The following is a 26,658-nucleotide window of genomic DNA, read 5'->3' on the forward strand; positions in this document are numbered from 1 at the left end:
AGAGTATGGCTATTGCGCCTTGAACTTGGTTTTATCCAACTGATGTTTTTTTAGTTTGTCGTACAAGGTTTTGCGTGATACCTGTAATTCTAGTTGAACCTCTTTGAGTCTGCCTCGGTGTCTTTGTAGTGCATCGAATAATAAGCAATATTCAAAGTATTCTGTGCGCTGAGTCATACTCTGAATTTCGATACTTTTTTCACTGTTCCAATCTTCCATTCGGAAGGTATCGGGCTTGAGTGCGCGAAGTTCTGCAAATTGGCGCAGCTGCTTAATATTTTCTGGCCATTCTAAATCGGTCAGATGTTTGACTTCTTCTAAGCTAATGTGTGGCGGTTGAAGCTGATAACGGCTCGCTGCGTGGCGTACAAAGTGCTTATATAAAGGTCCAATGTCTTCTTTTCTTTCATCGAGTGTCGGCAAGTGAATTAGACTAGCCAGGGCTTTGATAGACGGATCAACTTGGGTTGTTGCACCAAAAACACGCTCAAGTTTCGGGTGGTTAAATAAGCATTGCCATTGTTCATATGAGACATGCTCAGCACTATGTAAGTACAAGCTGCAATGGCTTTTTCCTTCAATCAAGCGATGTATGGCTTTATCGAGGGCTTCTAATGAAAGCTCATAGAGATCCTCACCAGAAGCGGCGATTAACTCGCTGTCTGGCGTTGCATGTATGTCGTGGGCAAATTGCGCGGCGAGCCGGCGACCTGTGCCATCTTGACCAACAAAAATGAGCGGCTGGTTCGTTGGTGCGCTGATCAAAGCGCGACGAATGCTCACCATGGCTTTACTGTGACCAATCATTTTCGGACCAACGTGAGTTTGCATGTCGAGCTCTTTTTTAAGCCAGATGTTTTCCTGCAATAGATTCAACTTATCACCAGCGTTATTGAGCGACTTCATAAGTTGTTCCGTTGAAAAAGGCTTTTCGAGAAAGTCGTACGCGCCGCTTTTCATCGCATCTACCGCGGTTTTCACATCTCCATGTCCGGTAAGTACGATAAATTGAAAGTGATCGTTTTTACTTCGCAACGTTCGCATGAACTCCAATCCATCCATCACGGGCATATGGATATCGGTGATGATGATCGCTGGCGTATTTGGGTCGATAACGCGTAAGGCTTCCACGGCGTTTGGTAAGCAGGTGACGTCTATCCCTTCAATAAGCAGTGCTTGAGCGACGGCATCACGAATATGTGGTTCATCATCAACAAAGAAAACGGGATTATTCATGGTTGTTTTCCACTTCTGGGTTGCGTTGGTTTTGGATAGCGATTGGCAGTGTCACGATAAAGGTCATGCCTCCTGCTTGTTGTTCCGTGTTCTGATGTTTATAAGCACTGAGTGAACCGTGATAGCTTTCTAAAATGCGTTTGGAGATGGTCAAACCTAATCCTAAGCCCTCTGGCTTAGTCGTAAAAAATGGGTCAAAGACTTTTGCTAGGGCTTCGTCCGACATGCCGGGCCCGTTGTCGGAAACAAGAATGTCACAGCTGTCATCATGACACTGAACGGCAATAGATATTTGCGGATCAATGCAGTAGTTTTCCATCGCTTGTGCAGCGTTGTGGAAGAGATTGATCAGAACTTGCTCTAACTCAACGCTGTGAATTGCTAGCTTCACATTATAATCGATGGCTGGGACTTTTAATGTCACCCCTTGTTTAATGAGTTTGTTGCTCAAAATGCTGGTGGCAGTATGTACTGCGTCGTGCAGTACCGCGATTTCATTGTGTGAATCGTGCGTGGCTTTCCGAGTAAAGACTTTTAAGCGAGCGATCACTTCCGAAATGGTGTCATTGAGTGTCAGCATTTTGCCCAAGTTGTCGGCGACCATTGGGTATTTTTCCATTGCCAACAAACGCTGCGAGTTTTCGGTATAGGTTCTTAGTGCGGAAAGTGGCTGATTTATCTCATGATTAATACTGGCAGAAAGTTCTCCCAACAATGCCAATTTCGTGGCTTGAGTCAGTTCTTGTTGTGTTTGTTTAAGCTCTTGTTGGCTTTGCTCATATTGGCGGATGGTCTGTTGTAGCTTTTGGTTGGCCTCACTCAACACTAAGGTTCGTTGCACCACTTTTTCTTCTAGGCTCACATTAAGGTCGGCTAGGCGTGCCTTGTTCACGAGTGTTTGGAACCACGCCAATGCAATCAGCGCAATGAGCGCATATAGAATCAGGAAGACGATATCAGCCTGTAAAACGGCGGCAAGGACGGTGTTGTGGTTTATCAAGGCAACGACGCGAAATCCTTTATCCAATAAATGTGTCGCGTATGCGAGGTAATTGGGTGAGAGGAGCAATTGATTATCAGCAAACTCGCTGACGCCACTTTGCGCGGTAAGCTCACCAAAATACTCTGGTAAGGTATCGCCATACTGACGCGTTTCGGTAAGCTCGTTTATCGCACTCGGTGACAGCGGGAAAAGTGCACGATAGCGCCAGTTAGGCAAATTGCTCATAAACACGACATTGTGTTTATCCGTGATGAGTACGTCCGTCGTGGTTTGCGAAAGACGCTGTTCCAACTGCTCCAAATTCACTTTTACCGTGATCACGCCAACGACCTCATCATTTACCCAAAGCGGAGATGAGAAGAAGTACCCACGTTTATTTGAACGAACGCCTAACCCGACATATTGAGCAGGTTCACCGCGTCGCGCATTTTTAAAATAGGGACGATAGCTAAAGCTGGAACCAACAAACGTATCTTCTTGCTGAAAGTTACTTGAGGCAATGACCAACCCTGTGCGGTCATGAACGTAAATCGTATCGGCCAAACTTTGTTTCAACCAATCTGCTAACAATAGGTTGAGCTCGTGAGAGGGCGCTCCGCGTTCTACTGCTTTGAGTAATCTCGGATCGTGACTTAATAGGTTTGGTATCTGTTCAAACTTTGCCAGTTCGTAGTCGACTTCTTGCGACACTTGCGCTGCTTGTCTCTCTAGCTTTTGTTGCCACTGATCATGTTGGTATTGAGTTGCGTAATGATGAGTAAGCGCAAGCCCTGAAATGCCAACGGCACACAGTAGCAATAGAAAATGGCGTAGGGCTTTAGGGTTGAGTAAGTTCACGATCAGCTCACTGGTTTTTTGTGTCATGGTATCAAATGACACACTGTGATGCTGTGAGCGGCAACGATAACAAGCACAATGATGTCCTTGTATTTCCTCAGTATCGGGAGCACAATCGACAAAAACGAGTGAAGGAGTAAAGATGGAACTTGCTGATATTCGTCGTGAGTACACCAAAGGTGGGCTACGTCGTAAAGATTTGAAAGCTGATCCTATTGATCAATTTAATCTGTGGCTAGAGCAAGCAGTTGAAGCGGGTTTAACGGATCCGACTGCGATGACAGTTGCAACGGTTGATGAAAATGGCATGCCGTTTCAACGCATTGTTCTATTGAAAAACGTCGACAAAAATGGCTTTGTATTTTACACCAACCTAGGCAGTCGCAAGGCCCAGCAGCTTGAGCATAACAGCAATATTAGTTTGCACTTCCCTTGGCATCCGTTAGAGCGCCAGGTTCATATTACAGGTGTGGCGGAAAAGCTCACCGCCGTAGAAAATATGAAATACTTTACTTCTCGTCCAAAAGAGAGCCAATTAGCCGCAATCGCGAGCAAGCAAAGTAGCCGTATTTCTGCTCGAGGCGTATTAGAAGGTAAGTTTTTAGAGCTAAAACAGAAATTTGCGAAGGGTGAAATACCGGTTCCAACCTTCTGGGGTGGCTTTCGCGTAAAACCACAGAGCATCGAGTTTTGGCAGGGTGGTGAACATCGTCTTCATGACCGCTTTCTTTTCTCCCAACATGACGGAAGTTGGGACATTGACCGTCTAGCGCCATAAACTCTCGTGCCTCATGAATAAACAAACACCGCCCACTTGGGCGGTGTTTTTGTAGGTGGAAAGTGGCGCGAATTATCGCTCTCCATTCAACACTACCGATAATTGATGCTTAAGCAGCGTTTTGGGTACAACAGAGCCGTAGCCAGCTTCCATTGCTTTATCTATTAGTTCGTTCTTGCTGTTCGCTGCAAACTTATTACGTAAGCGTGCGACGTGACCTTCAACGGTTTTTGTTGATATGCCCATGACCTGAGAGATGAATTGTGGCTTCTTGCCGTAGAGCAGGAGGAAAAGCGTTTCTTGCTCGCGACATGTGAGCTTCTCTGGTTTTGGCTGTAAGTCAGAGAAACGAAAGATGGATTGCTGATTAGGGTTGGTGCTGATTGCACGACAAACCCAATACCCGACTTCAATCACGGCGGTGTCGGTGAGTTCTCTTCCGTAGAAAATGGTCCCTACGATGCTACCATTGTCATCTCGCCACGGTGTTTTAGTAAAGATATGGGCTCGCCAGCGGTCATCTGGATAAGGGTGGATATCAAGAATTTTGAGTGACTCACCAGTTTCGATAACGTGTTTATCTTGGCGTTGAAATTCTTGTGCACATTCAGTGGTTGGGCTTGCCATCTCAAAATCAGTTTTACCGACGCACTCCTCGGGCGACGTGTGTCCCAACAGTTCTGCGTATTCCTGATTTACGTAGCGGAATACCGAATCTTTATCTTTGCATCCCCAACAACCTGGTAGCTGTTTAAGGAGGGATTGTTCTATGGTATCGACTGAAATATTCACAAAAGGACTCACTACATACTGCTTTTACCAATACAGAGACGTTTGTGTTGCGTTGTTAATATTGACATTGCCAAGTAGGCAGTCACATTGCTAGAACACGTTCGTTGATTGGCGCTCAATCCAATTAAGTTCATGGTGTTCGATATTTTCGTCACACAGTGATAAACAACAACGAAATTGAACGAAGAATTTAATTGGGAAAATGGTCTGTTTCATTACAGATATGTGCGCTCACGGATGTCCGCCTGATGTTCGGCTTACAACTCGTATCGTCCTTGATCATGCTTCCTACAACTCAGTTGTAATTTAGTTAGCGTTCATATCACTCATCGAGAGGGAGAACGGCGCCTAAGTCATATGAGAGGGACAGTGAGACGAAAGCTATAATATCAGCTTATGCTATTGTTTTCATTGTTGAGAAGCGAAAAAAAAGCCAGCCTGAAGACGGGCTGGCAACACAAGATATAATCTTGTCGACGTGTAGAAGAGGTTCTAAATTACCTAGCGAGGGTCTGCTAAGTAAGTTAGAGGTATCAATGAGATACCGAGAGCTTTAGATCGTATGCATCTTAAAGCTCGAGGACTAATGTATTGAATCAGAGGCATATTAGTAAGGGGGGAAATCCCTCTATGTTAACTTTAGGAGGTGGCTTTGATCTGTTTATGAAGCGATTTATCTATTTTGAACCGCAGTGTTCTACCAAATAACGGATTGTTCGGTAACAAGGATCTTTATATCTATTGGTTATGTATACGTAAGGTGCTTCTATCTATCCGTTTTTGTTAATAAAATTGGTTGCTCATTGACCGTAAGTTAACCTCGCATGATCATCGTTCCGGAACTATGATCATGTAAACCAACTTGATCATGCTGTTTTGATCTTGTGCGATTGAGTTGGGGAAAAGTTGCAACCCAACAAGGAAGGTATATGATGCCAAGACGTAAGCTGACCGTGTAAAGACGACTGTTTAAAATGAGTGATTCAGATAACCCCAAAGCCCCGCCATATCAAGAGATTATGCTGCCTAAGCCAGCAGAACTGATCACACTTCCGTCTTATATGGACTGCCATGATCATTCTTACACACAGATCGTGATTGGTTTAAAAGGACAAGCCGAATTTGAAGTGCGTGGACGAGGTAATCTTGTCGGTCCTGGCCAAGGTTGTGTGGTAACCGCATGCTCTGATCATGCTTTCGGTGGCGTCATTAATCAATCGGATATTTTGGTGCTGAATATGCCAAAACCGACAAATGATGATCCTGAAATGCTGCAGAAAATCAATAATCTAGAAAGAGACCATGTCTACTTTCAGTTAGACGGTCAAATTCAGAAGCTGATACAGATGTTGGTTCAGGAAATGCGAAACCATCCGGATGATCTGCTGTTAAGTCGTGCGTGCAACGACACTGTGATTGCACTGATGCAGCGCCATATCTCGGCATTTGAGACTAGCCGAAAAGAGTCACGCTTTGATTTGGAGGCGATTGATCGCTACATCGAGCAGCACCTTAGCCATAAGATCAGTGTGGCTCAGTTAGCGGGACGAGTGTTTCTTGGGGAAAGTCAGTTCCATTGCTTGTTTAAGGAGCAGATGGGGATTACACCTCATCAATATGTTCTCGGAAAGCGTATCGACATGGCTCGTGAATTAATCGAGCAAGGCCACCTTTCTTTAGGGCAAATTGCCGAATTCACTGGTTTCTCAAGCCAGAGTACGTTTACTCATACTTTTACTCGCTTACAGGGAATATCGCCATCCCGTTATAAAAAACAAGTTGGATAACAACGCGTATTTTTAGGTCAAATTAGCAGCAATCAGAACAAAGCCATGCAATATGCATGGTTTTTTTGTGTTTTATTCACGTGACCTATCTCTCGTTTTGTTAAATTCTCTGTCCTTTGGTGTGACTGATATGCCACTTGATCCTACATTTTCTCTTAGAACGAACGCTTCACAAAAATCTTATTGATATTCTTGACATTTTGTTGTGATTGCAATGAAAAAATTAAAATTTACAACACAAAATATTACCTATTTGAATGTGACTATGTGGATGTTTTGTTATAAAAGCGAGTTTTTGGCAAAAATGTCGTAGTTTTTGACAAGTATTCTTATCGGCCTCAAAATACACTGCCAGCCATTGATAATCCTCGAAGCGGTTTTCGAGGAGTGAGATTGAGGAACACACATGTTTACAGCTACGAACGTGTTGACACCGGAATTTATCGGGCAGCCGCTTGATAAGTTGTGGTCACTGATCTCGCCATTGTATATGGTGGACGAGTCTCAATGGCTAGAGCAACTATTGCCACTAGCGACGCCGACAGAGGATGAAAAATCGGCGATCACTACCCAAACGACCCAACTTATCGAAGCCATTCGTGCCGATAAGAAGTCAATCCAGATGATTGATGCTCTATTGTTGGAATACAGCTTAGATACTCAAGAAGGTATCTTGCTGATGTGTCTTGCAGAAGCATTAATGCGCATCCCAGATGCCGCGACAGCAGATTCTTTGATTAAAGATAAGTTGAGCGTCGCAGACTGGAAATCTCACCTGAAAAACTCTGACTCTGTGTTTGTTAACGCATCAACATGGGGCCTCATGCTAACAGGTAAAGTGGTTGGTCTTGGTGAGCAAGGCACCCAGAGCCCAGGTCAGGCTGTAAACCGTCTGGTAAATAAATTCTCTGAGCCTGTGATTCGTAAAGCCATGTATCAGGCAATGAAGATTATGGGTCACCAGTTTGTTCGTGGTCGTACGATAGAAGAAGCGCAAAAGAACGGTCGCCCAATGCGCGACAAAGGTTTCACCTACTCATTTGATATGTTAGGTGAGGCGGCGTTAACTACAGCGGACGCGAACAAGTACTTCAAAGATTACCTAATGGCGATCGAAGCGGTAGGTCGAGAGACTTACGGCAATGACACCAGTCCTGCGCCTTCGATTTCCATCAAGCTTTCTGCATTACATCCGCGCTACGAAGTCGCAAATGAAGAACGTGTAATGACAGAGTTGTATGACTCACTAATGCAACTACTAAAACGTGCTATTGAAGTCGACGTTGCAATCACAATCGATGCAGAAGAAGCGGATCGCCTTGAGCTTTCTCTGAAGCTATTTGAGAAAGTGTACCGTAGCGATCTTGTGAAAGGTTGGGGCAAGTTTGGTTTGGTTATTCAAGCCTACTCAAAACGTGCTCTACCAGTCTTGGTGTGGCTAAACGCACTCGCAAAAGAGCAGGGTGACCTTATTCCGCTGCGTTTGGTTAAAGGCGCGTACTGGGACAGCGAAATCAAGTGGTCTCAACAAGCGGGTTACGCTAATTACCCGGTATACACTCGCAAAGAAGCGACGGACGTTGCGTACCTAGCTTGTGCTCGTTTCCTACTTAGCGAAGGTGTTCGCGGTAATATCTACCCGCAATTTGCAAGCCACAATGCCCACACGGTGACGGCAATCGCCGTTATGGCTGAGCACAAAGAGTACGAGTTCCAGCGTCTGCATGGTATGGGTGATTCACTGTATAACCATGTTATGGAAATGTATGGTCAGCCAGTACGTATTTACGCTCCTGTCGGTAGCCATGCTGATCTTCTTCCGTACTTGGTTCGTCGTCTGCTGGAAAATGGCGCAAACAGCTCGTTTGTACACCGTCTGGTTGATGCGCGTTGTCCGATTTACGAGTTGACTCATCACCCTGTTGATGTGTTGACGGGTTTTGACACGCTACACAACGACAAGATCCCATTACCTGCCGACATCTTCCCTGAGCGTAAGAACTCATACGGCGTCAACATTGATATCGACAGTGAGGCGAAGCCATTTGAAGCGCAGGTAGAAAGCTTCATGGACAATCAGTGGGTTGCAGGCCCGATGATCAATGGTGAGCGTTTCGCCGAAAGCATGATCAAGGAAAATGCGGCTGAGATCATCACCGCACCGTACGATCGCCGAATTGAAGTCGGCAAGGTGGCATTTGCAACACTTGATCATGTTTCCGCTGCAATTGATGCGGCGCAAACTGCTTTCTCTGATTGGAAAGGTGTTCCTGTTGAGCAAAAAGCGGCTTGTTTAGAAAAGCTTGCTGACTTAATGGAAGAAAATCTGGCTGAGCTGGTGGCGATTTGTCACAAAGAAGCGGGCAAGACGATTCACGATAGTATTGATGAAGTTCGTGAAGCAGTGGATTTCTGTCGTTATTACGCGAAACAAGCGCAAAACCTACAGCCATTTGAGCTAGAGGGTTTCGATGGTGTGAAACGCATTTCTAGCCGTGAAGGTCTTGGTGTGTTTGTGTGTATCAGCCCTTGGAACTTCCCTCTGGCTATCTTCCTTGGTCAGGTAACGGCAGCACTGATTGCGGGTAACACTGTGGTTGCAAAACCTGCAGAGCAAACAAGCTTAATCGCCGCTCGCGCTATTGAATTAATGCTTGATGCTGGCTTCCCTGCTGGTGTGATTCAGTTACTTACTGGTCGCGGCGCTGAGATTGGTCATGCACTGACTTCTCATGATGCTATTGCTGGTGTGGCATTCACTGGTTCAACGGCAACTGCGCAACGCATTAACGTCACGCTTGCGGAGCGCAGCGCGAAACCGGTTCCGTTTATTGCGGAAACAGGTGGTCAAAACGCAATGATCGTGGACAGTACTGCATTGCCAGAGCAGGTGGTGCGTGATGTGATTCGTTCGGCGTTTGCATCTGCCGGTCAGCGTTGTTCTGCCCTTCGTGTTCTATTTGTACAAGAAGATGTAGCAGACCGTATGATCAACCTGATTCAAGGTGCGATGAATGAGCTGCATGTTGGTTTACCTTACCTACACAAAACGGATGTTGGTCCGGTTATCGACAGCAATGCAAAACAAAAACTCCTTGCTCACCTTGAGCAAATGAGCAAAACACAGACTAAAGTCGCTCAGCTACAGCTGGATGAATCGTGCCAGCATGGTGACTTTGTCTCACCAAGTGCGTTTGAAATCTCGGGCATCGATGTGCTGAAAGAAGAACAATTTGGTCCAATCTTGCACATTGTTCGCTTTAAAGCCTCTGAATTACCGAACGTGGTTGCGCAGATCAACAAGACGGGTTTTGGCTTGACGATGGGTATCCATAGCCGTAACGAAACCACGTACCGTTGGATTGAGAAACACGCTCGAGTGGGTAACTGCTACATCAACCGAGACCAAGTTGGTGCTGTGGTTGGCGTACAGCCGTTTGGTGGTCAAGGCTTGTCGGGTACTGGCCCGAAAGCTGGTGGTCCACACTACCTATTCCGCTTTACTCAACATCTTCTTGCTCAAGCAGAAAACGCATAAGGAGTCGCATTATGGTTCATCAGATCACCTATTTTAAAGATGCATTCTCTGCGTGGGAGCAGTGGAATCTGACTGATTTTGATTACAAATGCGAGCATGTTCTGGCATTTAAATCTGCATTAGAAGGGCAGCAGTCTACCGTTGCCAAAGTGGTTTCTTACCACTTGCAACAAGCATCAACTCTTCTTGCAGAAACTCACCAGTTAGTTGGCCCTACAGGGGAAACTAACGAACTGTATGCCGCAGGACGCGGTGTGGCTTTGGTGATTTGTGAAAACAACATCGAGCCTGCTGATAATGCGTTATACAGTGCTTTTGCGATGATCACCTGTGCCTTAATTGCAGGCAACAGTGTGGTCGTTTGCAGTGACAATGCAGAGCTAAACCAACTGGTTAAGCAAGCTGTAGCGTTGGCAAACTTCCCATCTAACTTAGTCCAGGTTGTTGCGTACGATGCGTCTGCCCCGTTGCTTGAGAGCGATGTACGTAGTGTGGGTTATGTTGGGCGTTCACAGGTTGAGCATGCGCTCAATCTTCAACTAGCTAAGCGTGACGGTGCAATCGTCGGCTTAGTTTCTGAAACGGATTTAGAGTCACCGAAATTGGCTCATGATCCTCATCTCTCGTTGCGCTTCATTACCGAGCGCACTCGAACGATAAATATTACCGCGGTGGGTGGTAACGCGACTCTACTCGAGTTGGGGAACGAAACTCACTAACCTGACTTGTGATACCAATCTGGAGTAACTGGACTGAGAGCCGGTCCAGATTGGTTTCTTATACTCTGATGTATTGCTGAGACGGTAAAATATCAGGGCAGGCAAGGAAGGAAATAATTATAACGAGGACTATCTAATGATAGAAAATAGCTTTGCTATCACGTCCACTTTTGTGGCGTATTTACTGATTATGGTTGCTATTGGCGTTTACGCGTATAAGAGGACTTCCAATTCATCTGATTACTTCCTAGGTGGCCGTAGCCTAGGTCCGTGGCCTGCTGCATTATCTGCAGGTGCTTCAGACATGAGTGGTTGGTTGCTGCTAGGCTTGCCTGGCTATGCGTACGCTGCGGGTATCGAGGCCTTCTGGTTAGCCGGCGGTCTACTTCTTGGTACATGGGCAAACTGGCTCATCAGTGCAAAACGCCTACGTACCTACAGTATCCAAACTGACGCGTTAACGTTGCCAGAGTTCCTGTCACGTCGCTTCAACGATAAGTCGAAACTGATCCAGACAATCTCTGCGTTTTTCATTCTTCTATTTTTCCTTTTCTACACCAGCTCAGGTTTGGTCGCAGGGGGCAAACTGTTTGAGACGGTATTCGGTCTAGATTACACCTACGCTGTTATCATCGGTACGGTGTGTGTGGTTTCTTACACACTATTCGGTGGTTTCCTTGCGGTATCTTGGACTGACTTAGTGCAAGGCTTGCTAATGGCGGCTGCGCTAATGATTGTTCCTGTTGCAGTAATGGACGGTGGTCTAGGTCAGCTAACTTCTGATCTGCATGACATCAACCCAGAACTTGCAACGCTATGGAATGACGCCAAAGGCGAACCACTGTCTGCGATTGCGATCATCTCTTTAGCGGCATGGGGTCTTGGTTACTTTGGCCAGCCACACATCCTAGCGCGTTTTAAAGCGTCTCGTTCAAACAAAGATCTAACGACTGCACGTCGTATCGCTGTGATTTGGACTGCACTATCTATGGTTGGTGCAATGCTTGTTGGTCTTGTTGGTCTGGTTTGGGTTACGGGTCATCCGGGTACTCAACTAGAAGACGGCGAGAAGATCTTCATGCTATTGGTTAACGCAGTATTCCACCCTGTCGTTGCGGGTATGTTGTTAGCAGCAATCCTAGCGGCGGTAATGAGTACAGCAGACTCACAGCTTCTTGTTTCATCTTCAGCGCTTGCAGAAGATTTCTACAAGCAAGTATTCAAGCCAGAAGCGTCTTCAGAAGAAATCGTAATGATTGGCCGTATCGGCGTTATCGTTATTTCGCTTGTTGCGCTATTCCTAGCAATGACACCAGATAGTTCAGTACTTGGTCTTGTTTCTTACGCTTGGGCTGGCTTCGGTGCTGCATTTGGTCCTGCGGTTGTACTTAGCCTTTACTGGAGCGGTATGAACCGTAACGGCGCACTAGCAGGTATCCTTGTTGGTGGTATCACTATCGTAGTTTGGAAGCAGCTAACTGGCGGTTGGTTTGATGTGTACGAAATCGTACCGGGCATCATCTTCTCTACGCTTGCTATCGTTGTTATCAGCAAAGCGACAGGCGGTGCAGCGCAAGACGTATTAGACCAACATCAATCGTACGAGAAGAAACTAGTTGAACTAGACTAATTATTTCCTTTTACGAACACAAAGCCCGCTTATACAGCGGGCTTTGTTTTATCTGAACTTAATAAACGTTAATGGTGATTGCTTGAGGCCAGACTGTCACGTTGCTTTATTCGTTGGGAAGTGTGTTAGTCACGACGAACTTTGGCGTAAATGACGGTGTTACTCAGCTCGCCAGAAGGCGCACGCCGAGCATTGCGTAGCTCACCTTCAAACTCATACCCACAGCGCTCAGCAACCGCACGACTTTTGCGGTTATTCGCATCGGCTAAAATCGCGATTCTTTTCGCGTCCAACGCTTCGAATGCATAGTTTTCAATCGCCGCTACCGCCTCAGAGATATAACCGTAGCCTACCGCGCGATCATCAAGCCAATAGCCAATCTCAAATGCCGGTATCTCTTGATCATGGATCATTAACCCAATGGCGCCGAGTAAACGATCGCTTTCCTTGTCGATTAGGTAGTAGCGTAACTCTTCTTCGAAGTTTTCAAAGTTTGCGATGGCTTTCTCTGTCCCTGCAATCATAGCTTCTAAAGTGAGCACGTGAGGTACCCATGGCAGGTAAACTTCAAGCGTTTTTTGGCTACGAACAACGGCCTGATGTGCTTCTTCTGCACGTTCCAAGCAAGCTGGGATGAGCTTTAAACGTTTGGTTTCCATGTCGAATCTCCTAGGCTTTTATACTCCAATCGTTTCGTAATGCATGATTCAGAGCGTTATCACTAAAAATCATTTAAACAGAAACACTTAGAGACATCTAGCCTTCGCAAGAACATTATTCACTTGGTTTGTAAGGGAGAAGCTGAGAGAATTGAGGCGTTATAAACATAAAATGGTTTAATATGAAACTTCTAGTAAGAAACTTAGCTCGTGAGACGACAGAGCAAGACATCCGTACTCTGTTCTCAAACTACGGCAAAGTTGAGCTTTGCACCGTCGTGCTTGATCAAGAGACGGGTTTATCAAAAGGGTTTGGTTTTGTGATCATGCCGGATGAAGCCGAAGCCGTTGCGGCGTTGGAGGCACTAAACCTGTCTTCAGTACACAAGAGCAAGATTCGTGTGAAAGTCGCACAAGACTAGTATTTTTGCCTTTCAAGGTGAAAGATAAAACCAGCTGAGAGGCTGGTTTTTTAGTGCCTTAATTTTGAGAGGTTGCTACGGTTACTTGAGGCGAAAATATTTGCTGGTATACGCAGACTTCTCGTTCTTTTCCCTGCATTTTGATGATGTGATTGTCGATATACGTCATGCCCAACTTTTGAATGACTGATTGGGATTGTCTGTTTTCGACCAAGTGCATCGCTTTTAGGCCCGATAACTCAAAATGTGTTCTGGCAAATTGAATTAAAGCCATTGACGCTTCTTGAGCAAACCCATTACCCCAATAATCGACGCCAAGCCAATACCCTAATGTGCCGACTCCCTCCGAGATGTTTAGCAGACTAACAGCACCAATTAACACTTCGTCTTGACGCAGGGTAATAGCATATATGACCCCGCTACGCTTTTGATATACGCCAACATGGCTCTTAATCCAAACTTGTGCCATCGGCTCTTCATAGGGATGAGGAATATTTGCCGTCATATCTGCAATGCTCTTGTCTCCTGCGAGTCGTGCGACTGTTGCGCTGTCTGTCGGATGAAATGGGCGAAGAATAAGCCTTTGTGTCGTGAGCGTTGGTTGAAGCGTCATCGTGCGTCCTTGAGATGAGTCAGTATCGTGGAAATTGCAGATTCACACTGTAAATCAGGCATGTTTAAACAACCAAGTAATGCCTGAATCGAAAATGTGAGTGAAAGCCATATTTAAAACGCCATAAAAATGATCATTGCAGATTGAAATAGCGAGTAGCAACAATTGCTTATGTGTTATGTATCGTATTATTACACATAAGCGCGTTCGTTCATAATAATGGTACAAAAGTTGAGGTCTGACCAATGTCTCAATTTTTTGATACTTTCGTCCAATTTTTTGAAGATAGGACACAAAAAATTAAAGGGGCTTTTTTATTGTGGAATTATTTTGAACAAAATATGTCAATTGTCAGTAGTACTGAAAAACAGGGAGAAGAGAAATGCCGGATATATATTGCGCAGCTTGTAGAAAATCAACGCAACATAAAGTGATCATGAAGCGTTGCGAGCCACAGCCCGTTGATTCGTTGACAGGTAAAGTGGTGAGTTTTACACAGCTGATGGCGAAATTTGTATCAGGTGAACACTACTACGAGATGGAACCACAATACTACTGCCGATGCTGTAATCATCGTGCAATTGGAGAAGTGATTCCTCATCCTACCAGGCATACGTCGGCAGCTCTCTAATTCAGAGCGATAGCTATGATTAATAGCTAAACAGGGCGGCTTGCTTGCCCCGCACGCCAGATCTATAAAGGCGTATCACACGCTTTCAAATTTGCGACTCTACGGGAGCCGCTAGATTACTTTTGTTCTTCATACTCGGTTATGGAGAGAGCGGCAGTAATCGCAGCCCTTTCCTTCCTTAGTTATTTTCTAATTATTCTCTGCTGAATTTCACATGCTGTGCATTTGATGGTTTGCAATTGTTTAAGCAACGATTAATGTGATGCTTCCTGAGTGGTTACAAGGATGTGGTTAATGAGTTACCAATTGGACCGGATTGATTTACACATTTTGAGAGTGCTTCATTCAAGAGGCAGAATTCCAGTTGTTGAACTCGCAAAGCAGATCAACTTAACGACCTCGCCGTGTTCTGACCGCGTGAAGCGGCTAGAAAAAGAGGGGTATATCAATGGCTACCATGCTGAGCTGAATGCGGAAAAATTAGGGTTGGATGTGCAAGTATTCATCCATATTCGCTTAGACCAAACCAGTTTTTCCATTTTTGAAAAGTTTGCGAAAGCCGTCGAATTGATGCCGGAAATTGAAGAGTGTTATTCGCTCTCTGGGGACTTCGATACCATGATAAAGGTTCGTGTTAAGAGCATGAAAGCGTATCAGGAGTTTATGTCGAGTAAGCTAGGCACGCTTCCGGGCGTGATCCAGACTCGTAGTGAAGTGGTAATTGAAGAACATAAAACAGGATTTGGCGTGAACCCGGAGCTCCTTGGTTAGGCGAGGCTGATGTCTATGACTGCAGCGCTTATGCGTTGAGCATATTATTTAGCGTGGCTTGGCGTATTACTTTTTCAAGATCAAAAAAGGAGCCGAAGCTCCTTTTTGATAAATCGGTGAGCGACTATGCGCCGATAAAGGTGCTGATAACGCCAATTAAACCGCCAAAAACACCGCCCCAAACGACTAGCCAGCCAAGGTGTTCTTTAATCATTTTTTGCACCATTTCTTTGACCAGTGCGGGTGTTAATTCGCTCAAGCGCTGATCAATGATGCCTTCAATGTTCTGCTTTATCTCATCCATCATAGCAGGAGATTCGAACTGCTCTTTCAGTGCTTCTTTGATGTTATCGCTCTTGCTCAACTCAATAATGGATTCTTGCATCTTTTCGACGAAAGGCTGCCGCATAGGTTGTAATGCCTCCGCGCCGCCAAACATCGCTAGCATGCCGCCAAATTGAGAGCCTTCGATCACTTCTACCAAAGAGTCAAACGCTGGGTTTAAATCCACTTTCTCAATCACAGGTTGAAGATCGATGTTTACACCGCCCGCCATTTCTTTGTTCAAGAATCGATCGATGTTCGCTTCGGTAAAGAACTGCTCCATCATCAAGTTTTTGATAGCCAGTTTAAACTCTTCAAATCGCGCGGGGATCACGCCAGAACCGTATAATCCAGGCACTTTTTCAAACAGCATGTGGATGGCAAGCCAGTTAGTGATGGCGCCTGAGAACGCAAACAGCCCCGCATACCAAAGGTAGTCGTTTTGTAATTGATGACCTCCAGCCATCAAAGCGATAGCGAGGACATTCGTTAGCAAACTTTTGTTCATAGTGACCAGTTATATGTGAATATCGGAATAAATAAGTGGGCCTGATTCTATACCTAAGTCACATTGAGATGCTAGGTTTTGCCGTGATGAGTGACCGTGTTGCGAAGGGATAAAAATGGATGTACAGAAAAACAAAACCCGACAATTACTGTCGGGCCACTGCTTTTTCTTAGAAAAACTAAGATTCTATTTTTAATTTTAGATGCGGTAGATCTTACAACAAAGTTGGCATTTCCATCTTTCTGAGTAGCCGAATAGCTTGTCAGCCCAACTTGGTTTGAGTTGTACGATCTGCATTGAACCACATTTACACATAAGCTAATTACCTTATTGTTAATCTAATAACTAAGCCATCTATTGAGTATAGCTGTTTCTCAAAAAGTGAAATGACAAATGAAGACGGCTCAACACTCTGTATTGTGTTCATTGCAATGGATACGCAACGAGGCGGTATATTAGCAGAAAAAATGTGAGCTTTATCATGGAGGATGTTTCATATATGAGAAACTGTAATGGCTATATGAGTATAGGATTATCAATAAAAATGAAAAACGGCGCTTCATGCGCCGTTTTTATTGGGTTTCTCGCTAATTAAGAAACGTGTTGATTTTCTAACTCTTCAGCGATAAATCCGCCAGTTTGATGGGCCCAAAGCTGGGCATAAATACCGTTGTTCGCGATGAGCTCTTGGTGAGAACCTTGTTCAACAATACTGCCTTTATCTAGCACGATGAGGCGATCCATTTGTGCTATGGTCGACAATCGGTGCGCAATCGCAATAACGGTTTTTCCTTGCATTAACTCATTCAAGCTTTCCTGGATGGCTGCTTCGACTTCTGAATCCAGAGCCGATGTTGCTTCATCCAGTACCAACAATGGTGCATCTTTGAGTAGCACACGAGATATTGCGATACGCTGACGTTGGCCGCCAGACAGTTTCACACCACGTTCACCAACTTGCGCATCGTATCCGACATTACCAAATGGGTCGGTCAGAGTTTCAATAAACTCATGGGCATGCGCTTGCTTAGTGGCTTTCAGCAAATCTTCTTCTGTCGCATCTGGGTTGCCATACAAAATATTGTCGCGAATCGAGCGGTGTAGCAGAGAAGTATCTTGGGTCACCATACCGATCTTTGAACGCAAAGAGTCTTGTGTGACTTCTGAGATGTTCTGTCCATCGATCTTAATGCTGCCGTCTTCGACATCGTGGAAACGAAGTAACAAGTTCACCAAAGTTGATTTTCCGGCGCCGGAGCGCCCAACCAAGCCGACTTTCTCTCCTGGTTTGATGTTGAGATCGAGGTGGCTAATCACGCCTTTGTTCTCACCGTAATGGAAGCTGACGTTATCAAAGTGAATGCCACCTTCAGTGACTACTAAGTCTTTTGCGCCTGGTTTATCTTTAATATCAATAGGCTTAGAGAGCGTTTTCATTCCATCGACTACGGTTCCCATATTTTCAAAGAGGGCGCCAACTTCCCACATGATCCACATCGACATACCATTTACGCGTAATGCAAGGCTAACAGCAATCGCAATCGCGCCAACGCTGATGGCACTATCCAACCACAGGTAAATCGATAAAGCAGCAACGGAAAACACCAAAATATAGTTTGAGATCTCTACAGCAACGTCAAAGCCGGTCACTAGGCGCATTTGACGATAGACCGTATTCAAAAATCCCTTCATGCCTTGCTCAGCATATTGGGTTTCGCGCTGGCTATGAGAAAACAGTTTGACCGTTTGAATATTGGTATAGCTGTCGACGATGCGTCCTGTCATTGTCGAACGAGCATCGGCCTGCGCTGAAGCGACGTCTTTGAGCTTAGGAACGAAATAGATTTGGATAGCGATGTAAGCGAGCAGCCAGACGATCATTGGGATCATCAAACGCCAGTCTGCCGTCGCTAACATAATGATCATACTGGTGAAGTAAACCGTAACATAAACAAATACATCCATAGCTTTCATGACGGTTTCGCGCACAGCTAATGAGGTTTGCATGACTTTAGTTGCAACTCGGCCTGCAAAATCATCTTGATAGAAGTTTAAGCTTTGATTGAGCAAATACCGGTGTGCAAGCCAGCGGATAGACATTGGATAGTTGCCCAATAATGTTTGGTGAACGAGCAACGAATACACGATCACCAAAATGGGCATGACAACCAACAATAAGGTTCCGTAAAAAATCAAATCTGCTTTATTGTCTTGCAAGAACGTTTCTGGATTGCTGGTGGACAACCAATCAACCAATTGTCCCATCGCGCCAAACAACATAACTTCAACGACAGCAACAATCGTGGCCATCAAAGACATGATGATCAAAGGCTTTTCGTAGCCGCGGGTGTAATAACGTAAAAAAGCGAGCATCCCTGAAGGAGGCTGATCTGGTGTGGATTTGGGGAACGGCTCTGTAAAGCCTTCAAATCGTTTAAACATAACTCATCCTAAAGTTAAAACAGTGCCATTTGGGGTGGCTAAATCCATCGATTCACGCAGCTTTGGACGAAGCCGCGTGTATAAGAGTTTTTGGCTGCTCTCGAGAAAGCAGACGGATTGACGAGAGGGGCGAAAAAATAGTCTAACCGATTGTGTTTTAAATGTAACTAGTTGGTTATGGGTGTGGTTGTCTATGGTTCTGATTCTTATGATGAATTCTTCGCATGTTCATCGCGATGCCATAAAACCTTAAACCTGCATAGTGACAATAAAATTTCGGGATAAATAAGCTAAGTACAGTGAAAATTACTTCTAGATAATTAAATTAATTGTGAAAACAGCAAAACTGAAGTTAACAATAAATTTACAATCTCCTCATTCTAGTGATAAGGAATGTATTGGATGCTATTACACGAATCAGTGACCCAATTTGCTAATGGGAAAGAAGAAAGCACGCAAAGTGCTCAGCGCCAAACCGCAAACTGCGTAGTGATGGTGCCACCGAAAGAGTTTCGTTTTAATGAAGAAACCGCACAAGATAATGAGTTCCAACATAAAGTGGCACTCAGCCAAGAAGAAGTCTCGCGTAGAGTGATGGCCGAGTTCGCGAGTATGGTAGCTACGCTGCGTCAAGAGGGCGTTCAAGTTGTTGAGTTTGATTATCCAGCTTCAGATGTTTCGACGCCAGACGCGGTATTTCCAAACAACTGGTTTAGCACTACGCCAGATGGCACGTTGTACACCTTTCCAATGGCCTGTGAAAACCGTCAAAAAGAAGTGCGTCCCGATGCGCTTGTGGCGGCACTAGCGCAAGCTGGACGAGAAGTTCATCGACGTAGCAGCCTAACTGAATATCTTGATGAGCAAGCGTATTTAGAAAGCACGGGTGTGATGGTCTTTGACCACTTAAATAAAACGGTCTATGCCGCACTCTCACAACGTTGTGATCGTCTGGTTTTAGAAGATTACGCCGATCGTATTGGCTATGAACGAGTGATCTCATTCCAAACTCGTTTGCCATCTGGTGCGCCTATTTACCATACCAACGTGATGATGGCTGTGGGTGAGCAGTTCTGCGTGATTTGTGACGAAGTGATCCCAGAATTTGAGCGTCGTTTTGTGATGAAATCACTCGCCAAAGATAAGCAAGTGATCTCTATTTCGATTGAGCAAATGAACCACTTCTGCGGCAACATTCTTCAGTTGGAAACCATCAATGGAGACAAAGTCATTGCGATGTCGCAATCGGCATTCGATGCTTTCTCTCCTGCACAAAGAAATCAACTTGCGACGCACGGTAAATTGCTGCCATTCGATGTTTCTACCATAGAATCTATTGGTGGTGGCTCGGTTCGCTGTATGTTGGGTGAGGTATTTTTGCCTAGTCGACAAGCGGTGTTATAAACATATTGTGCAGTTTTGCTTGCAAATGCAGGTGACGTTCATTCTATCCCAAATAATAAAACCGTTAGCCTCGAGGCAGTACGAGGCTGACGGTTTCACTTTCTAGCTTCTTCCTAGGATATTCCGAGCTTAACCCATACTCTCGCGCAAAGACTTGATGTCTTTGGATGGTGGCGCACCAAATAAACGGCTGTATTCACGGCTAAATTGAGAAGGGCTTTCGTAACCCACTTTAAACGTAGTCGCCATGGCATCGAGGTTTTCTGTAAGCATTAAACGCCGAGCTTCGCTGAGTCTTAATTTCTTTTGAAATTGCAGTGGCGTCATAGATGTCATAGAACGAAAGTGGGTATAAAACGCCGATTTACTCATGCCACTGTAGGCGGCTAACTCACTGACACTTAACGGCTTTACGAAATTATTCTTCAACCAATCAATGGCCTTCGCGATTTGATGGCTGTGACTTCCTGCAGTTACGATTTGATTAAGACGAGCGCCCTGTTCGGTGATTAACAGTCGATAAAAAATCTCTCGTTTAATAATCGGCGCTAAAATTTTGATGCTTTGTCCTTCATCCAGCAGCTCTATTAAACGCAGAAAGGCGTCAAGTAATGGCTCCGACAACTCTCCAACCGCTATGCCTTTTTGTGCTTCTTTGCTTTGATTAAACGTCAGCTCACTATCGACAATAAGTTGAGATATTTCAGTCAGATCCAGCTCCATAATCACCCCTAAATAAGGTTTATCTTCACTGGCTTCAATGATATTGGCGATAATCGGCAAGTCGACAGAGGAGATTAAAAAGTGGTTCGCATCGTAAACAAAGCTATCTTCACCCAACAACACGCGCTTTCTCCCTTGAGCAATTAAGCAAATACTTGGGTTGTGGGTGTAGCTTGTCGGTGGTGTTGGGGTTGCCCAACGACTGAACCTTAATCCTGGAATTTCTGTGTCATATTGGTTCGCGCCATTTGCCCATTTCTCAATGTGCTTGGCAAGCTTTTCTATTGCACTGGCCAGGGTTGACGAAGTGTTTGACGGTACCTCTTGCATAAGTCAGTGCTCTCCTCTGGTTGGCCTCAGGTTCGGGGTTAACGGCATGCGATTTCTGCCTTTGTAGTTAACGCCTCTTCGGAATCAATTAAGCGACTTGATTAAGCATAGTTATAACAGTTCATTTCTTTAAGTAAAGAATATTGGGCAAGTGTCTATTTCGAGGTTAAGCGATCGAAGATTGATCTTTCTGCTTGATTGTTGAGCGGGCTAATTGTCTTCCATGAGTTTATTCTTTAAAAATCAGATTATTATGTATTTCTGAGTTTTTATTCCGTTTTTTCTAACCGGTCTCAAGTATGGTTGTCTTTTGTATTGGTTTGGAATATTGGGCAAGTATTAGCAAAGAATAGGCTAACGGTCATCTATCAAAGCGCAATACAGTGAACCCATGGTTTGGTGAGTTGTAAGCACTCAAGAACACTATTTGGAGTCATGATGAATAACAAAAGCAATACTCAAATCCCTGACGTACTGCAAGCCGGTGTATTTCAAGGTCGAGGCATTTTCGAGTTTGGTGAAAAGAATGAAGCGTATGCGGATTACTTTACCGGTACGAGTTATCTGGCGTTGCTCAATCAGCCTGGTCTTATCGTGGCGAACGTAACGTTTGAACCAGGTTGTCGCAATTTTTGGCATATTCATCATGAAGGTGGGCAGATTCTGTTAGCGACAGGAGGGCGAGGTTGGTATCAAGAATTTGGCCAACCAGCAAAAGAGTTGAATGTTGGCGATGTCGTGCATATCGCGCCAGGTACTAAGCATTGGCATGGCGCAGCTAAAGACAGTTGGTTCTCACATGTAGCAATAGAAATACCGGCTGAAGGCGCAAGTAATGAATGGTGCGAACCAGTCTCTGATCAAGAGTACATGCAACTAAAGTAGCCCGAGCAAGTTTTCAGTGATAAAAGGGAATCTCGATGAGACAAGCATACCGTTTCAATCAGTGGGTGAGATGCGTTTTGGTGAGTAGTGCCTGGATGTTCCCCTGCATTGTGAACGCAGAAGTTAATAGCGCTGGATTGGAGGAAAATATAGTGAAAATTCGTTTTATTTTCGATGATTGCAGTGTTTTAGGCACATTGAAGAGCAGTGCGAGTACAGACGATTTTGTTCGTCAATTGCCTCTAACATTAGATCTACAAGACTACGCAAATACAGAGAAAGTTGCTTACTTACCGAATAAGTTAACTCGCGAAGGCGCACCTTCTGGAACTCAATCAAAAGCGGGTGACATCTCTTATTACGCCCCTTGGGGAAATTTAGTTATCTTTTATAAAGACTTTGGTTACGCGTCTGGGTTAATTAAATTAGGTCAAATCGATGATGGGATTCATTGCTTTATTTCGAAAGAAACAAACCGTGTCACGATCGAAAAAGTAAATTAATGACCCAGTTAACAATGTGAATTATTAATGTAGAAATCAGAACGCTAATAAATATATTTCTAGAACTTCTATGGATTAGAACACCGTTACATAATGGAATTTTGATATGAAAGCATTAAACAAATCTGTTAAATCAATATTAATATTGGTGCTCACTATGACAACGCTATGCACAACGAATATCGCTTCAGCATCAGAAATATTCAGTGATAAAGAGCGAGCTATTATTCCTATTTCTGCTTTTACTGCGAGTGGTGAAATAGAAAAACTAACACAAAGCCTTAATGATGGGTTAGACGCAGGCCTAACGGTCAACGAGATAAAAGAACTGCTGGCTCAGTTGTACGCGTATGCTGGATTTCCGCGCAGTTTGAATGGACTAGCAACATTTATGACGGTGTTGGATGAACGTAAAAGCCGAGGTATTACCGATATCTTAGGGCGAGAATCAAGCGCGTTACCTAACGATAAAACCAGCTTAGAATTTGGCGCTGAAAACCAAACACAACTTGTTGGTGCAGAAGTAAAAGGCGCGCTATTCGATTTTTCTCCGCAAATTGATGAATACCTAAAAGCACATTTGTTTGGTGATATTTTTGAACGCGATGTGCTCACTTGGAAAGAGCGTGAAATTGCTACGATTGCAGCATTAGCAAATATGAACGGTGTTAATAGCCAATTAGCAGCTCACTATAATATCAGTCTGAATAACAATGTTTCTATTAAAGAGTTAGAGGAATTTATTGTTGTATTAAGTGAGTGCTGTGGTGAAAGTGTGTCTAACAATGCTCAATCGGTCCTAAAAACAGTTTTGGAAAAATAAATATTATTTGGCCAATCATATCAATTAGAAAGGAATTCGTTTTATGAAAAATAAATCATCATTGCTTATTTGGTCTGTGCTGTTGTCGACGGGATTTATGCTTCCAATCGCTCAAGCAGCCGATGGTAACTCATCTTCGCAGCAAGTTTATCGCTCTGCTGATCAGAAATCGTTTCAAGGACCTGAAAACCTATTTACCGGGAAAGTTAACGTCGAGATGTTGTTTCCTGAAAACGAAGTTGCAAACTACAGCGCCGCCTATGTCACTTTTGATGCAGGAGCTCGAACCGCTTGGCATACTCACCCAGCAGGACAACACATGATCGTCACTTCTGGTACCGCACTTACAGGAACGCGTGATGGGCATGTAATTCGATTTGCTGCTGGTGATAGTGTTTGGTGTCCTCCTGGTATCGACCATTGGCACGGTGCAACACCAAATGTGCCAATGACTCATCTAGTGGTTACGGCGTCAAAAGACGGTGAAAACGTTATCTGGAAAGAGCAAGTTACCGATGGTCAGTATGCAGCAGGACAGCAATAACAAAGGCCACGTTTTTATAGCGAGCGCAGAGCTTTTACTCTGCGTTTTTTATTGTCTTGTTGGGCCAACCAAGCGCATTTCCCAATCCTCGACTTCGCCAGTTTCTAGGCGGCGCTCGACCAACTTGCCCCAAGACTCGACTAACGGCAGTTCAGACAGCTTAGTGAGTTCTTCTCTATCTAAACAGCCAGTGAAAACCGCGCCCATGATGCGAGCCAGTGGCCATTCTGGATAAGGTCTTTCACACAGAATAATCTCGTCACCTGCACCGATATCGCCTTCTTCCAATACTCGGAAATACCAGCCTGTTCGAAGCGTATCTTGCAGTCTTCTCGCCATGTCGTGTTGGTCAAATCGTACGTTAAGTTTCCAACAAGGCATGCGACCTTGCGACACTTCAAGTAGTGTTGAGCCGATACGGATTTTATCTTTCAAGCAAATCGTGGATTCGGTGACGCCCTCGGAGCTGATGTTTTCGCCAAAGCCGCCAGCGGATTGGAAAATAGTTCTTTCGCCTAATTGTTGTTGCCAGATTGGGTAGTGCTCGTTTGGGTAAATATGAAGCGCTTTTTGAATGCCACCATGAAAGCGCGGATCACCTTGCTCATCATTGGTAAAACCAAGTTCTGTTGCGCGCTGGCGCTCAGGCAGCACTTGTTTGTTGATTGCGCTTTGCGCACCATGAGCATAAGGGACGGTTTTCCCTGCTAGCACAGCTTTTACGACGCCGATTTTCTTCATGTAACCTCCTTATTATTTGAATGAGAGATAAAGTGTTAACCTTCATTCGCGATGCGGAGCATGATAGCCTAGTGAACTTGTGTCGGAATAGGGATGAAAAGACAACTAACAATGCTAACTCGCCAAATTGATTCGAAGTCAGGCGTCGTCACCTCCAATGAGATGATGGCTGCGAATCCCCATTCCCCTGTTTTGGTGAAAACCATCGACATGCCAAAAGGTTACATTGATGCGCTGCATCAACACACTTGGCATCAAATCATCTTTCCTATCAAAGGGTTATTGCAAACGCAAACGGAGCATTATCAGCATTTGGTTCCGCACACTTCTGCATTATTTGTTCCTGCGGGTGTTCAACACGAGTCGATTGCTCTAAGCAACACGATATTTGTTGGCATTTACCTCAACCCTGAGTTTGGCGCAACGTACGAGCCACAAGTGAGAACCATTGCTTTAACGTCGTTTTTAAATGAGCTTTTACAAGAGATCCGTAGACAGTGTGAAAATGAGACAAGCCACGAAGAAGTGCTGCATTTGCTAGCGGTGTTGCATGATCAAATTTTGAAAAGCAACGTGCAGACATTTCAGTTGTTGCTGCCACAAGACAGACGACTAAAACTGATTTTCGAGCAGTTGACCGACGAGCCCGCGTTGAGCTGTTCGCTAAAAGAGTGGGGGGAGAAAATTGGGGCGTCTGAGCGCACTTTATCACGGTTGTTCGCCAAGGAATTCAACACTTCATTTCTGCTTTGGCGGCAACAAATTCGGCTAATTTACTCGCTTTCTTTGTTAGATGAATCGTTGCCAATCCAAGCCATTGCAGACCTAGTGGGTTATCAAAACGACTCATCCTACATCAAAGCATTTAAAGCCTATTTTGATATGACGCCACAACAGTTTAGAGTGAACGGCGCATCGCGCAGGTAGAAATACAGAGCTTCGACTTCACTTAATGCTTTTGAGTAGAAGTTGTGAAACTTCCTTTTTGAATTTCAATTACATGGTATGAATAACAATGGCACCAACGATAAATACTCGAGTGAACCAATTCTGCTTTGGTCAGCCCAAAACGTCGCTGTCGTTGGAAAAAGAGCCCCTAAAACCGCTTGATCAGGGCAAGGTTCGGGTGAGACTCGAAGCTACAAACATTAACCCAAGTGACTTGCTTTCCATTCATGGTGTTGGGCAATACCGCCGCGTTCACGTACCACCTCGCGTGCCGGGATTTGAAGCGGTTGGGCGTGTGGTGGAAGTCAGTGCAGTTGGTCAAACTGACCTTCAAGTTGGGCAAAAAGTGTTGGTGGCGATGAGTGGTACTTGGCAATACTACATAGATGCTTCGCCTGAGAATCTGTTTCCGCTACCTGAGAGTTTGGATAACGGCTATGCCTGCCAATTGTACATCAACGCGTTAACCGCGTGGGTGATCACCACTAAAGTGGCTAAGTTGAACAAAGAGGATGTGGTGATCATCAATGCGGCAGGGTCAGCGATCGGTAAGATATTTGCCCAGCTCGCTCATTCACTGGGTTTTACACTGATTGCTGTGACTTCAAAGACAGAAGAGTATCCGTACGATACGATTCCAGCGTTGGACGCAAAACAAGACTTACACGCGCAACTGCAAACGCGCAAACTGCCACAACCAACGGTCGCTTTGGATGCGATAGGCGGTGAGGCTGGCACGGATCTCATTCGTACCTTGAAAGAAAATGGCCAATACATCAACTACGGAACATTGTCGTTAGCGCCTTATACGCCCGCGTTTTTTGAATCGATGAAGACCAACAACATCGACTTTAGCTCCTTCTTTTTGCGGTATTGGGAAGAATCGGTAGGCAAAGGCGGGAGAAAGACGGTATTCGCTGAAATGTTAGACCACTTTATTGCCAACGATATAAAGTTAAGTGTAGAGTCTGAGCTGCCGCTAGAGGATTTTCAAACTGCGATTGAAATGGTTGAGCAACGCTCATCGGCGGTGTCAGGAAAAATCATTTTGACGCTATGAATTACAG

The 26,658-nt window shown here is 44.8% G+C and carries 24 protein-coding genes; 15 read left to right on the forward strand and 9 right to left on the reverse strand.

The window, feature by feature from the left end; all coding sequences use genetic code 11:
• Positions 1-9: 9 nt before the first annotated feature.
• Together VEA_RS20065 and VEA_RS20070 are read right to left on the reverse strand one after the other, a co-directional pair.
• Positions 10-1,236: a sigma-54-dependent transcriptional regulator gene (locus VEA_RS20065; RefSeq protein WP_006740885.1), complete on the reverse strand. Its 1,227-nt coding sequence runs from the start codon at positions 1,234-1,236 to the stop codon at positions 10-12.
• A complete protein-coding gene (locus VEA_RS20070) occupies positions 1,229-3,103 on the reverse strand; it encodes a sensor histidine kinase (protein WP_006740884.1) in 1,875 nt (624 codons plus the stop codon). Before VEA_RS20070 ends, VEA_RS20065 begins: the two co-directional genes overlap by 8 nt.
• A 115-nt stretch (positions 3,104-3,218) precedes the next feature.
• On the opposite strand from VEA_RS20070, the gene pdxH reads away from it, so the two are divergent.
• Positions 3,219-3,854 (forward strand): pyridoxamine 5'-phosphate oxidase, encoded by a 636-nt coding sequence (pdxH, locus tag VEA_RS20075; RefSeq protein WP_005392142.1) that lies wholly within the window; start codon positions 3,219-3,221, stop codon positions 3,852-3,854.
• Between the two features lie 72 nt (positions 3,855-3,926).
• On the opposite strand, the gene VEA_RS20080 is transcribed toward pdxH, so the two are convergent.
• On the reverse strand, positions 3,927-4,646 hold the full coding sequence (locus VEA_RS20080; protein WP_006740883.1) for a helix-turn-helix transcriptional regulator: 720 nt from the start codon (positions 4,644-4,646) through the stop codon (positions 3,927-3,929).
• Positions 4,647-5,620: 974 nt separating this feature from the next.
• Between VEA_RS20080 and VEA_RS20085 the strand changes: the two genes are divergently transcribed.
• The 4 genes from VEA_RS20085 to putP all read left to right on the forward strand — a co-directional run bounded on the left by VEA_RS20085 (position 5,621) and on the right by putP (position 12,320).
• Positions 5,621-6,433 (forward strand): AraC family transcriptional regulator, encoded by an 813-nt coding sequence (locus tag VEA_RS20085; protein ID WP_006740882.1) that lies wholly within the window; start codon positions 5,621-5,623, stop codon positions 6,431-6,433.
• Positions 6,434-6,839: 406 nt separating this feature from the next.
• Positions 6,840-9,971, forward strand: a complete 3,132-nt coding sequence (gene putA / locus VEA_RS20090; RefSeq protein WP_006740881.1) for a bifunctional proline dehydrogenase/L-glutamate gamma-semialdehyde dehydrogenase PutA — start codon at positions 6,840-6,842, stop codon at positions 9,969-9,971.
• Between the two features lie 11 nt (positions 9,972-9,982).
• Positions 9,983-10,690: a 1-pyrroline-5-carboxylate dehydrogenase gene (locus VEA_RS20095; protein WP_006740880.1), complete on the forward strand. Its 708-nt coding sequence runs from the start codon at positions 9,983-9,985 to the stop codon at positions 10,688-10,690.
• 136 nt (positions 10,691-10,826) lie between these two features.
• Positions 10,827-12,320, forward strand: coding sequence for a sodium/proline symporter PutP (gene putP, locus VEA_RS20100; RefSeq protein ID WP_005392162.1), 1,494 nt, complete (start codon positions 10,827-10,829; stop codon positions 12,318-12,320).
• Between the two features lie 125 nt (positions 12,321-12,445).
• Here putP and VEA_RS20105 read toward each other — a convergent pair whose 3' ends face one another.
• Positions 12,446-12,979 (reverse strand): GNAT family N-acetyltransferase, encoded by a 534-nt coding sequence (locus tag VEA_RS20105; RefSeq protein WP_006740879.1) that lies wholly within the window; start codon positions 12,977-12,979, stop codon positions 12,446-12,448.
• 182 nt (positions 12,980-13,161) lie between these two features.
• Between VEA_RS20105 and VEA_RS20110 the strand changes: the two genes are divergently transcribed.
• Positions 13,162-13,401 carry an RNA recognition motif domain-containing protein gene (locus VEA_RS20110; RefSeq protein ID WP_005392166.1) on the forward strand — a complete coding sequence of 80 codons (240 nt, stop codon included), beginning with the start codon at positions 13,162-13,164 and terminating at the stop codon, positions 13,399-13,401.
• Between the two features lie 58 nt (positions 13,402-13,459).
• On the opposite strand, the gene VEA_RS20115 is transcribed toward VEA_RS20110, so the two are convergent.
• Positions 13,460-14,014: a GNAT family N-acetyltransferase gene (locus VEA_RS20115; protein ID WP_006740878.1), complete on the reverse strand. Its 555-nt coding sequence runs from the start codon at positions 14,012-14,014 to the stop codon at positions 13,460-13,462.
• A 382-nt stretch (positions 14,015-14,396) separates the two neighbouring features.
• Here VEA_RS20115 and VEA_RS23630 point away from each other — a divergent pair, with 382 nt between their 5' ends.
• A complete protein-coding gene (locus tag VEA_RS23630; RefSeq protein ID WP_012842405.1) occupies positions 14,397-14,645 on the forward strand; it encodes a hypothetical protein in 249 nt (82 codons plus the stop codon).
• Positions 14,646-14,939: 294 nt separating this feature from the next.
• Positions 14,940-15,416 carry an Lrp/AsnC family transcriptional regulator gene (locus VEA_RS20125; protein WP_006740877.1) on the forward strand — a complete coding sequence of 159 codons (477 nt, stop codon included), beginning with the start codon at positions 14,940-14,942 and terminating at the stop codon, positions 15,414-15,416.
• 124 nt (positions 15,417-15,540) lie between these two features.
• Here the strand turns inward: VEA_RS20125 and VEA_RS20130 are convergent, their stop codons facing one another.
• Complete coding sequence (locus VEA_RS20130) at positions 15,541-16,248, reverse strand: DUF445 domain-containing protein (RefSeq protein ID WP_005392172.1); 708 nt, start codon at positions 16,246-16,248, stop codon at positions 15,541-15,543.
• A gap of 591 nt (positions 16,249-16,839) precedes the next feature.
• Entirely contained in the window at positions 16,840-18,690 is a 1,851-nt protein-coding gene (locus tag VEA_RS20135; RefSeq protein ID WP_005392176.1) for an ABC transporter ATP-binding protein, read from the reverse strand.
• A 402-nt stretch (positions 18,691-19,092) separates the two neighbouring features.
• Here VEA_RS20135 and VEA_RS20140 point away from each other — a divergent pair, with 402 nt between their 5' ends.
• Positions 19,093-20,094 (forward strand): arginine deiminase-related protein, encoded by a 1,002-nt coding sequence (locus VEA_RS20140; protein ID WP_006740876.1) that lies wholly within the window; start codon positions 19,093-19,095, stop codon positions 20,092-20,094.
• 129 nt (positions 20,095-20,223) lie between these two features.
• Here VEA_RS20140 and VEA_RS20145 read toward each other — a convergent pair whose 3' ends face one another.
• Positions 20,224-21,147, reverse strand: coding sequence for an AraC family transcriptional regulator (locus VEA_RS20145; protein ID WP_005392187.1), 924 nt, complete (start codon positions 21,145-21,147; stop codon positions 20,224-20,226).
• Positions 21,148-21,582: 435 nt separating this feature from the next.
• On the opposite strand from VEA_RS20145, the gene VEA_RS20150 reads away from it, so the two are divergent.
• The 4 genes from VEA_RS20150 to VEA_RS20165 all read left to right on the forward strand — a co-directional run bounded on the left by VEA_RS20150 (position 21,583) and on the right by VEA_RS20165 (position 23,902).
• The gene (locus VEA_RS20150; protein WP_081442386.1) at positions 21,583-22,032 is read left to right on the forward strand and encodes a cupin domain-containing protein; all 450 of its coding nucleotides are present in this window, start codon (positions 21,583-21,585) and stop codon (positions 22,030-22,032) included.
• 152 nt (positions 22,033-22,184) lie between these two features.
• Positions 22,185-22,535, forward strand: a complete 351-nt coding sequence (locus VEA_RS20155; protein WP_006740874.1) for a cyclophilin-like fold protein — start codon at positions 22,185-22,187, stop codon at positions 22,533-22,535.
• Between the two features lie 157 nt (positions 22,536-22,692).
• Complete coding sequence (locus VEA_RS20160; RefSeq protein WP_230198159.1) at positions 22,693-23,358, forward strand: carboxymuconolactone decarboxylase family protein; 666 nt, start codon at positions 22,693-22,695, stop codon at positions 23,356-23,358.
• Between the two features lie 43 nt (positions 23,359-23,401).
• A complete protein-coding gene (locus VEA_RS20165) occupies positions 23,402-23,902 on the forward strand; it encodes a (R)-mandelonitrile lyase (RefSeq protein WP_006740872.1) in 501 nt (166 codons plus the stop codon).
• A gap of 48 nt (positions 23,903-23,950) precedes the next feature.
• Here the strand turns inward: VEA_RS20165 and VEA_RS20170 are convergent, their stop codons facing one another.
• A complete protein-coding gene (locus tag VEA_RS20170) occupies positions 23,951-24,643 on the reverse strand; it encodes an MOSC domain-containing protein (RefSeq protein WP_006740871.1) in 693 nt (230 codons plus the stop codon).
• 111 nt (positions 24,644-24,754) lie between these two features.
• On the opposite strand from VEA_RS20170, the gene VEA_RS20175 reads away from it, so the two are divergent.
• On the forward strand, positions 24,755-25,570 hold the full coding sequence (locus VEA_RS20175; RefSeq protein ID WP_012842406.1) for an AraC family transcriptional regulator: 816 nt from the start codon (positions 24,755-24,757) through the stop codon (positions 25,568-25,570).
• Positions 25,571-25,658: 88 nt separating this feature from the next.
• Positions 25,659-26,651: a zinc-dependent alcohol dehydrogenase family protein gene (locus VEA_RS20180; RefSeq protein WP_006740869.1), complete on the forward strand. Its 993-nt coding sequence runs from the start codon at positions 25,659-25,661 to the stop codon at positions 26,649-26,651.
• Positions 26,652-26,658: the final 7 nt, after the last annotated feature.

This window comes from Vibrio antiquarius, assembly GCF_000024825.1.
Classification (GTDB): domain Bacteria; phylum Pseudomonadota; class Gammaproteobacteria; order Enterobacterales; family Vibrionaceae; genus Vibrio; species Vibrio diabolicus.

Coding starts and splice junctions, on each gene's coding strand:
- VEA_RS20105 (WP_006740879.1), bottom strand. CDS start 12,979: ATGGAAACCAAACGTTTAAAGCTCATCCCAGCTTGCTTGGAACGTGCA.
- VEA_RS20110 (WP_005392166.1), top strand. CDS start 13,162: ATGAAACTTCTAGTAAGAAACTTAGCTCGTGAGACGACAGAGCAAGAC.
- putA (WP_006740881.1), top strand. CDS start 6,840: ATGTTTACAGCTACGAACGTGTTGACACCGGAATTTATCGGGCAGCCG.
- VEA_RS20070 (WP_006740884.1), bottom strand. CDS start 3,103: ATGACACAAAAAACCAGTGAGCTGATCGTGAACTTACTCAACCCTAAA.
- VEA_RS20175 (WP_012842406.1), top strand. CDS start 24,755: ATGCTAACTCGCCAAATTGATTCGAAGTCAGGCGTCGTCACCTCCAAT.
- VEA_RS20160 (WP_230198159.1), top strand. CDS start 22,693: ATGACAACGCTATGCACAACGAATATCGCTTCAGCATCAGAAATATTC.
- VEA_RS20145 (WP_005392187.1), bottom strand. CDS start 21,147: ATGCAAGAGGTACCGTCAAACACTTCGTCAACCCTGGCCAGTGCAATA.
- VEA_RS20150 (WP_081442386.1), top strand. CDS start 21,583: ATGATGAATAACAAAAGCAATACTCAAATCCCTGACGTACTGCAAGCC.
- VEA_RS20065 (WP_006740885.1), bottom strand. CDS start 1,236: ATGAATAATCCCGTTTTCTTTGTTGATGATGAACCACATATTCGTGAT.
- VEA_RS20140 (WP_006740876.1), top strand. CDS start 19,093: ATGCTATTACACGAATCAGTGACCCAATTTGCTAATGGGAAAGAAGAA.
- pdxH (WP_005392142.1), top strand. CDS start 3,219: ATGGAACTTGCTGATATTCGTCGTGAGTACACCAAAGGTGGGCTACGT.
- VEA_RS20170 (WP_006740871.1), bottom strand. CDS start 24,643: ATGAAGAAAATCGGCGTCGTAAAAGCTGTGCTAGCAGGGAAAACCGTC.
- VEA_RS20165 (WP_006740872.1), top strand. CDS start 23,402: ATGAAAAATAAATCATCATTGCTTATTTGGTCTGTGCTGTTGTCGACG.
- VEA_RS20180 (WP_006740869.1), top strand. CDS start 25,659: ATGGCACCAACGATAAATACTCGAGTGAACCAATTCTGCTTTGGTCAG.
- putP (WP_005392162.1), top strand. CDS start 10,827: ATGATAGAAAATAGCTTTGCTATCACGTCCACTTTTGTGGCGTATTTA.
- VEA_RS20095 (WP_006740880.1), top strand. CDS start 9,983: ATGGTTCATCAGATCACCTATTTTAAAGATGCATTCTCTGCGTGGGAG.
- VEA_RS23630 (WP_012842405.1), top strand. CDS start 14,397: ATGCCGGATATATATTGCGCAGCTTGTAGAAAATCAACGCAACATAAA.
- VEA_RS20115 (WP_006740878.1), bottom strand. CDS start 14,014: ATGACGCTTCAACCAACGCTCACGACACAAAGGCTTATTCTTCGCCCA.
- VEA_RS20135 (WP_005392176.1), bottom strand. CDS start 18,690: ATGTTTAAACGATTTGAAGGCTTTACAGAGCCGTTCCCCAAATCCACA.
- VEA_RS20085 (WP_006740882.1), top strand. CDS start 5,621: ATGAGTGATTCAGATAACCCCAAAGCCCCGCCATATCAAGAGATTATG.
- VEA_RS20130 (WP_005392172.1), bottom strand. CDS start 16,248: ATGAACAAAAGTTTGCTAACGAATGTCCTCGCTATCGCTTTGATGGCT.
- VEA_RS20125 (WP_006740877.1), top strand. CDS start 14,940: ATGAGTTACCAATTGGACCGGATTGATTTACACATTTTGAGAGTGCTT.